General features: G+C 52.0%; 8 protein-coding genes. 5 read left to right on the forward strand and 3 right to left on the reverse strand.

Going from position 1 to position 5,817, the window contains the following annotated elements:
• From coaBC to slmA, 3 genes are all read left to right on the forward strand, one after another.
• Nucleotides 1–849 (forward strand): bifunctional phosphopantothenoylcysteine decarboxylase/phosphopantothenate--cysteine ligase CoaBC (gene coaBC / locus A7090_RS23315; RefSeq protein ID WP_105275704.1); only part of this gene is annotated, 849 nt, incomplete at its 5' end.
• On the forward strand, nucleotides 827–1,285 hold the full coding sequence (gene dut, locus A7090_RS23320; protein ID WP_000976064.1) for a dUTP diphosphatase: 459 nt from the start codon (nucleotides 827–829) through the stop codon (nucleotides 1,283–1,285). The genes coaBC and dut, both read left to right, overlap by 23 nt.
• Nucleotides 1,286–1,391: 106 nt before the next feature.
• Complete coding sequence (slmA, locus tag A7090_RS23325; RefSeq protein ID WP_105275705.1) at nucleotides 1,392–1,988, forward strand: nucleoid occlusion factor SlmA; 597 nt, start codon at nucleotides 1,392–1,394, stop codon at nucleotides 1,986–1,988.
• Nucleotides 1,989–2,033: 45 nt separating this feature from the next.
• On the opposite strand, the gene A7090_RS23330 is transcribed toward slmA, so the two are convergent.
• Nucleotides 2,034–2,996, reverse strand: a complete 963-nt coding sequence (locus tag A7090_RS23330) for a reverse transcriptase family protein (RefSeq protein ID WP_105275706.1) — start codon at nucleotides 2,994–2,996, stop codon at nucleotides 2,034–2,036.
• Nucleotides 2,997–3,139: 143 nt separating this feature from the next.
• Here A7090_RS23330 and A7090_RS26315 point away from each other — a divergent pair, with 143 nt between their 5' ends.
• Nucleotides 3,140–3,295, forward strand: a complete 156-nt coding sequence (locus A7090_RS26315; protein WP_206748400.1) for a hypothetical protein — start codon at nucleotides 3,140–3,142, stop codon at nucleotides 3,293–3,295.
• Here A7090_RS26315 and pyrE read toward each other — a convergent pair.
• Both pyrE and rph read right to left on the reverse strand, forming a co-directional pair.
• Nucleotides 3,292–3,933 carry an orotate phosphoribosyltransferase gene (pyrE, locus tag A7090_RS23335; RefSeq protein WP_105275707.1) on the reverse strand — a complete coding sequence of 214 codons (642 nt, stop codon included), beginning with the start codon at nucleotides 3,931–3,933 and terminating at the stop codon, nucleotides 3,292–3,294. The genes A7090_RS26315 and pyrE overlap by 4 nt on opposite strands.
• 65 nt (nucleotides 3,934–3,998) lie before the next feature.
• The gene (gene rph, locus A7090_RS23340; protein ID WP_001247093.1) at nucleotides 3,999–4,715 is read right to left on the reverse strand and encodes a ribonuclease PH; all 717 of its coding nucleotides are present in this window, start codon (nucleotides 4,713–4,715) and stop codon (nucleotides 3,999–4,001) included.
• 127 nt (nucleotides 4,716–4,842) lie between these two features.
• Between rph and A7090_RS23350 the strand changes: the two genes are divergently transcribed.
• Entirely contained in the window at nucleotides 4,843–5,706 is an 864-nt protein-coding gene (locus tag A7090_RS23350; RefSeq protein WP_000621326.1) for a YicC/YloC family endoribonuclease, read from the forward strand.
• Nucleotides 5,707–5,817 lie beyond the last annotated feature (111 nt).

Consider the following 5,817-nt stretch of genomic DNA (forward strand, 5'->3'; position numbering starts at 1 on the left):
ACCCAGCAAATGTACCGTGCCGCCCCCCCCCAGCATAATTTAGAGGTGCTTGCCTCGCGTGGTCTGCTTATCGGGGGGCCAGACAGCGGCAGTCAGGCTTGTGGTGATATCGGCCCGGGGCGAATGCTCGATCCGTTAACCATTGTGGATATGGCGGTAGCGTATTTTCCGCCCGTCAACGACCTGAAAGATTTGAACATTATGATTACCGCCGGTCCGACGCGTGAACCGCTTGACCCGGTGCGTTATATCTCTAATCACAGCTCCGGCAAGATGGGGTTTGCTATCGCCGCTGCTGCTGCCCGTCGTGGCGCGAACGTCACGCTGGTATCAGGTCCGGTTTCGTTACCGACGCCACCGTTTGTTAAACGTGTTGATGTAATGACTGCGCTGGAAATGGAAGCCGCCGTGAATGCTTCTGTACAGCAGCAAAATATTTTTATCGGTTGCGCCGCCGTGGCAGATTATCGCGCTGCTACCGTGGCCCCTGAAAAAATCAAAAAGCAGGCCACGCAGGGTGATGAATTAACAATAAAAATGGTTAAAAACCCCGATATCGTCGCTGGTGTTGCCGCACTAAAAGACCATCGACCGTACGTCGTTGGATTTGCCGCCGAAACAAATAATGTGGAAGAATACGCCCGGCAAAAACGTATCCGTAAAAACCTTGATCTGATCTGCGCGAACGATGTTTCCCAGCCAACTCAGGGTTTTAACAGCGACAGCAACGCATTACACCTTTTCTGGCAGGACGGAGATAAAGTCTTACCGCTTGAGCGAAAAGAGCTCCTTGGCCAATTATTACTCGACGAGATCGTGACCCGTTATGATGAAAAAAATCGACGTTAAGATTCTGGACCCGCGCGTTGGGAAGGAATTTCCGCTCCCGACTTATGCCACCTCTGGCTCTGCCGGACTTGACCTGCGCGCCTGTCTCGACGACGCCGTAGAACTGGCACCGGGTGCCACTACTCTGGTTCCGACCGGGCTGGCGATTCATATTGCCGATCCTTCACTGGCAGCAATGATGCTGCCGCGCTCCGGATTGGGACATAAGCACGGTATCGTGCTCGGTAACCTGGTAGGATTGATCGATTCTGACTATCAGGGTCAGTTGATGATTTCCGTGTGGAACCGTGGTCAGGACAGCTTCACCATTCAACCAGGCGAACGCATCGCCCAGATGATTTTTGTTCCAGTAGTACAGGCTGAATTTAATCTGGTGGAAGATTTCGACGCCACCGACCGCGGTGAAGGCGGCTTTGGTCACTCTGGTCGTCAGTAACACATACGCATCCGAATAACGTCATAACATAGCCGCAAACATTTCGTTTGCGGTCATAGCGTGGGTGCCGCCTGGCAAGTGCTTATTTTCAGGGGTATTTTTTAACATGGCAGAAAAACAAACTGCGAAAAGGAACCGTCGCGAAGAAATACTTCAGTCTCTGGCGCTGATGCTGGAATCCAGCGATGGAAGCCAGCGTATCACGACGGCAAAACTGGCCGCCTCTGTCGGCGTTTCAGAAGCGGCACTGTATCGCCACTTCCCCAGTAAGACCCGCATGTTCGATAGCCTGATTGAGTTTATCGAAGATAGCCTGATTACTCGCATCAACCTGATTCTGAAAGATGAGAAAGACACCACTGCGCGCCTGCGTCTGATTGTGTTGCTGCTTCTCGGTTTTGGCGAGCGTAATCCTGGCCTGACCCGCATCCTCACCGGTCATGCGCTAATGTTCGAACAGGACCGCCTGCAAGGGCGCATCAACCAACTGTTCGAGCGTATTGAAGCGCAGCTGCGTCAGGTATTACGTGAAAAGAGAATGCGTGAAGGTGAAGGTTACACCACCGATGAAACGTTGCTGGCAAGCCAAATTCTGGCTTTCTGCGAAGGCGTGTTATCGCGTTTTGTCCGTAGCGAATTTAAATACCGCCCGACGGATGATTTTGACGCCCGCTGGCCGTTGATTGCCGCGCAGTTACAGTAATTCTCTACCAAACGTTCAGGCAGAAACATCTGCCTGACGCTTTTCTTATTTTTGTGTAATCAGTAGCCGCTTTACACTCTCTCTCGCCTGTTTAAACGCCTCATCATCAGGATTGATTTGTAACAACCAGTTGATTCTTCCCTGCAAAGCATAAAGATACCCCGTGGCCTGGACATGTGTATCGGCAGACAAGTCAAGTTCACCACGACGACTGAGATGTGAAATGACGCCATATTTTTCACACAAGTGCACCTCCTGGCGCAGTCCCCTCCGCGATTCGCGGGGAAGCTGCGGTTTGTCATTAACGACAATCCCGGTTACCTGCTGGCGCTTACAGGCAGCGACCAGGCAACTTTTGCGCTGATTAAGATTCAGGCCCATCTCCGCTAATAATCCGCACACTTTATTTTTAACCTGGCGGGCATTGAAACTACCGGAAAAGGTCATGTCATCACAGTAACGAGTATAGATAATCCCCCGTGCCTGACACCAGGCCCCAATGCACTCGTCAAAACGCCGCATCACAAGATTGGAAATAGCAGGCGAGGTCGGCGCACCCTGCGGTAACGCGTCGTTATAACAACAAAGCCAAGTCAGCATAGTTACCACATTACATGGCAGCTGTGCCTGGCGAAACACACGCCAGACCGATAACCAGTTAATGCTATCGAAAAAGTTTTCTATATCAAGCTTCAGTATCTGTGACTGTTGGCAGTGAGGCTGCGCATTACTGATGATTGTGCGACCCGGCTGGTAAGCGGTAGCAAAAGGGGAAAGCGGAAATCGCGACAGGACATTCTTAAGGATGTTGCGCTGTACGGTTTTGAGTAAATAATCAGGAGCGAACACTACCCGCTTACCACCGTTGCGTTTAGAAAGAATAATACGTCGGTAGTGTCGTCCGGCATTATTACTGAGCGCATAAAGCCGCTGTATTTCTTTATCAGCGCTCCAACCCGGTGAGCTGAACAAATCGAGTGCCAGAAGGGTTATCTGGGTAGCATCCATTTCACTCTCCACACCATGCGGTCAAAATAGGACGCCAGCAGCGGCAATACCATCAAACCATCCCGAAGGCGCGTAAATGTACTGAGCGCGTCAGCGCGACGCACGCGAAGCGTGCTGAGGTACAATGGAGCAACTTTGGGTATATGAACAAACTACTGGCGTTAAGTCGGCGACTCGCCGACCTGCCTGAACAAAAGGCCGGAAACACTATTGCCACTGCTGGCGAAAGCAGATTAACACAATATCTAAAAACACATTACGCTGCACACAGTAAAAACTTGCGCAGCGCATATTTTTAAACGCCAAACTCTTCGCGATAGGCCTTAACCGCCGCCAGATGTTCTGCCATTTCTGGCTTCTCTTCCAGGTAGGCAATCAGATCTTTCAGAGTGATGATAGAGATCACTTTGCAGCTGTAATCACGCTCAACTTCCTGAATCGCCGAAATTTCGCCACGACCACGTTCCTGACGATCGAGCGAAATCAACACGCCAGCCAGCGTTGCGCCGTTAGCCTGAATAATTTCCATCGACTCGCGAATCGCCGTTCCGGCGGTGATCACATCATCCACCAGCATTACGCGCCCTTGTAACGCGCTCCCAACCAGATTGCCGCCTTCACCGTGATCTTTTGCTTCTTTGCGGTTAAAACAGTACGGCAGGTCCAGGTCATGATGCTCTGCCAGCGCCACCGCAGTAGTAGTCGCAATCGGGATCCCTTTGTAAGCAGGGCCAAACAGCAGATCAAACTCAATGCCAGTATCCACTAACGCTTCAGCGTAAAAACGGCCTAACAGAGCCAGATCGCGCCCGGTATTAAACAGCCCGGCGTTGAAGAAATAGGGGCTTTTGCGCCCGGATTTCAGCGTAAACTCGCCAAACTTTAACACCTGCTTACTAAGCGCAAATTCAATAAACTGGCGCTGATATGGTTTCATGCCTTCGTTCCTCATCTTACTTTTCTACAGACAAAAAAAAGGCGACTCGTCAGTCGCCTTAAAAATCAGTTTGCCAGCGCCGCCTTCTGCGTCGCTACAATGGATTCGATTCCCCCTCGGGCCAGCGCCAACAAGGTGAGTAGCTCTTCGTGGGTGAACGGCTCGCCTTCTGCCGTCCCCTGCACTTCAATGATGCGCCCGTCTTCGGTCATCACTACGTTCATGTCGGTCTCTGCGGCAGAGTCTTCAACGTATTCCAGATCGCAAACCGCTTCGCCGTTCACAATCCCGACAGAAACCGCGGCTACCATCCCTTTCATTGGATTGGTTTTCAGTTTGCCGTTTTCCACCAGCTTCTGTAGCGCATCTGCCAGCGCCACGCAGGCACCCGTAATCGAAGCGGTGCGCGTGCCACCATCAGCCTGAAGTACGTCGCAGTCCAGCGTAATGGTGAACTCACCGAGAGCTTTCAAATCTACAGCCGCGCGAAGAGCACGGGCGATCAGACGCTGGATTTCCATTGTGCGTCCACCCTGCTTACCTTTCGCCGCTTCACGAGCATTACGGGTATGGGTAGAACGCGGCAGCATACCGTACTCTGCGGTGATCCAGCCCTGCCCCTGGCCTTTCAGGAAACGCGGCACGCCTTCTTCAATAGAGGCGGTACACAACACTTTGGTATCGCCAAATTCGACCAGCACCGAGCCTTCTGCATGTTTTGTATAATTACGAGTCAGGGTAACGGGACGCACCTGATTATTGCTACGGCCTGCTGGACGCATATTGAAATCTCCGGCTTGAAACAAATGTGGCTGCGCATTATACGGACTTCCGGCGGTTATTCCTATCCTGACAAGGCATCGATAGCTATAATCCTTACCACCTCTCCTTTTACAAACAGGAACGTCTATGATCCGCAGTATGACCGCCTACGCCCGGCGTGAAATCAAGGGTGAATGGGGGAGCGCAACCTGGGAAATGCGCTCGGTAAACCAGCGTTATCTGGAAACTTACTTTCGTCTGCCGGAGCAGTTCCGTAGCCTTGAACCTGTCGTTCGCGAGCGTATCCGTTCTCGCCTGACGCGCGGTAAAGTGGAATGTACCCTGCGCTATGAGCCAGATGTCAGCGCGCAAGGTGAGCTGATCCTCAACGAAAAACTGGCTAAACAGCTGGTAACTGCCGCGAACTGGGTAAAAATGCAGAGCGACGAAGGGGAAATTAACCCGGTTGATATTCTCCGCTGGCCAGGTGTGATGGCAGCCCAGGAGCAGGATCTCGACGCGATTGCCGCTGAAATTCTCGCGGCGTTGGATGGTACGCTGGACGATTTTATCATCGCGCGCGAAACCGAAGGTCAGGCGCTGAAGGCATTGATCGAGCAGCGTCTGGAAGGTGTTACCGCCGAAGTGGTCAAAGTCCGCGCCCATATGCCGGAAATCCTGCAATGGCAGCGTGAGCGTCTGGTCGCGAAGCTGGAAGATGCCCAGGTACAGCTGGAAAATAACCGTCTGGAACAGGAACTGGTACTGCTGGCGCAACGAATTGACGTTGCCGAAGAGCTTGACCGCCTCGAAGCGCATGTCAAAGAGACCTACAACATTCTGAAGAAAAAAGAAGCCGTTGGTCGTCGTCTGGACTTTATGATGCAGGAGTTCAACCGCGAGTCGAACACGCTGGCATCGAAGTCTATCAATGCCGAAGTGACGAATTCTGCCATCGAGCTGAAAGTGTTGATCGAGCAGATGCGCGAGCAGATTCAGAATATCGAGTAAGCTATCAGCAACATTCAGGACGACGCATAAATCACACCAAGCCCGCACCCAGCGCTGAGGGATCCCCATAAATCAGCGCTAATAAACCAACACCATATTCTGGTAGGTTTT

It is taken from the genome of Escherichia sp. MOD1-EC7003, from assembly GCF_002965065.1.
Lineage (GTDB): Bacteria > Pseudomonadota > Gammaproteobacteria > Enterobacterales > Enterobacteriaceae > Escherichia.